This is a genomic window from Dialister sp. UBA1703 (assembly GCA_002320515.1).
Taxonomy (GTDB): Bacteria; Bacillota; Negativicutes; order Veillonellales; family Dialisteraceae; genus Dialister.
In genome coordinates, this window is the sequence record DCJJ01000095.1 from 1927 (window position 1) to 3620 (window position 1694).

1 protein-coding gene is annotated in these 1694 nt (G+C 53.1%); it reads left to right on the forward strand.

The features are described from left to right. Window positions 1-600: 600 nt before the first annotated feature. Window positions 601-1536, forward strand: coding sequence for a metallophosphoesterase family protein (locus B2Y11_RS04685; RefSeq protein ID WP_291056817.1), 936 nt, complete (start codon window positions 601-603; stop codon window positions 1534-1536). Window positions 1537-1694: the final 158 nt, after the last annotated feature.

The following is a 1694-nucleotide window of genomic DNA, read 5'->3' on the forward strand; positions in this document are numbered from 1 at the left end:
CCTTTGCCACCCCCGCAGTTCGGTTGATCAATCAAAAGAAAGGCCCTTTTATGGGCAGGCTTAGGGCTTACTTTGACCAACTTGCACATCCTATGCAGGATGTGCACAGTAGCACTATAACCCGTGCTTACTGTAGAGCCATTTATGAAGAGAGTGTTTCGCGGTGTTTTATTCTGCCCCCGCTTGCGGGGAAGTCCGGCGCAGCCGGATAGGGGGAGGCGAGCGCAGCGAGCCAATCATCAGAATGCCTATCATGCCATATGACACAGATGGGTGAATCCGTAACGCTGACTTTATAAGCATTGCCTGAAAGGCAATCCGCCACCCTCAGCGCCGTAGGCGCTGTCGCCCCCTGAGCGGAAGCGAACATAGCCCTTCGACACAACCTGCGGCGTCAGCCGCGCCCCCCTTTCTTAAATCTGCGGCGGAGGCGCCACCGCAACCCTCGGCCTGAAAGGCTGTCAAACTTAAGAACCCTTGGGCCGAAGGCCCATCCATCTTAAGAACCTTCCCCTCTGAACCTTTTGAACCTTCTGAACCCTTTGAACCTTCACGCCCGGAAGGGCGTGTCCACATGCCCTGTTATAGAAAGGACTCATCATGTTCCGCACCATTCTCTGTTTCTTCCTCTCCCTTTCCTGCCTGGTCCTTGCAGGCTGCGGGCAGCTGCCTGCTCCCGCGGGGAAGGAGTACGAAAGGGTCGTCGTGATTTCAGACCTTCATTATCCCAGCAAGACCCGGGACAATCCGAAGCGGCAGGCCATTATGGACAACAAGGCAAAGGCCCGGGAAGATATTAACAGCTGGCAGGATGTGGATCTTAAAGTATTCACCGGCGACATGGTGGAAATGTACGGCTCCATGAACCAGATGGAAGAGGCGAAGCAGTTTATTGACGGCTTTGCCGGAGAAAAAGCGTACCTGGCAGGAAATCATGAACTCTTCTACAAAGAAGAACTGAAAGACGGCAAGCCCGTCATGGCGGATCCGGCCCTCCGAAAGGCTCATGAAGACAATTACCGGAAAGTCTTCGGCCCTCTCCACAGCACGAAGACACTGGGGCAGTACCTTCTTGTATTTCTATCGCCTGAAGACACGGAAAGCAGATTTCCTGTGGCCATGGCAAAGGAAGAAATGGATTGGCTGAGACAGACATTGAAGGAGAATCAAAATACGCCTACCCTCATTTTCTACCACGCGCCGCTGTCGGACACCATGATTCCCTACAATGATAAAATAGGAAATCCAAGAAACTTCGCCCAGCCTGCAGGAGACATCGACCTCATCCTCCTCACCAATCCCCAGGTGAAACTTTGGGTCTCCGGCCACACCCACACCCCGCCCACCCAGCCCACCTTCGCCAGCGAAGTGAACTACTACCACGGGAAAGTACTGGACGTCTACAATCCCACCTGGGACGGAAAACAGGTATGGTCCAACTCCATCTACCTCTATAAGGATAAAATCGTGATTAAAACCTATGACCATAAAAAGGGAGCATGGATGGATGAGCTTACGAGGACAGTCATGCTGTGAGGGAATGGGACTCATGGTGGCAGGCAACGGTATTCCCGAAAGCAGATGGGCTCAGGCGCCTTCGGCGCCCGGGTTCAAGGTGCTGTCGGGACTGCGTCCCTTAGGGAAGCGCTGATTAAATCACTGTCTGCTTTTATTCTTGAATTTTTATGCAATGC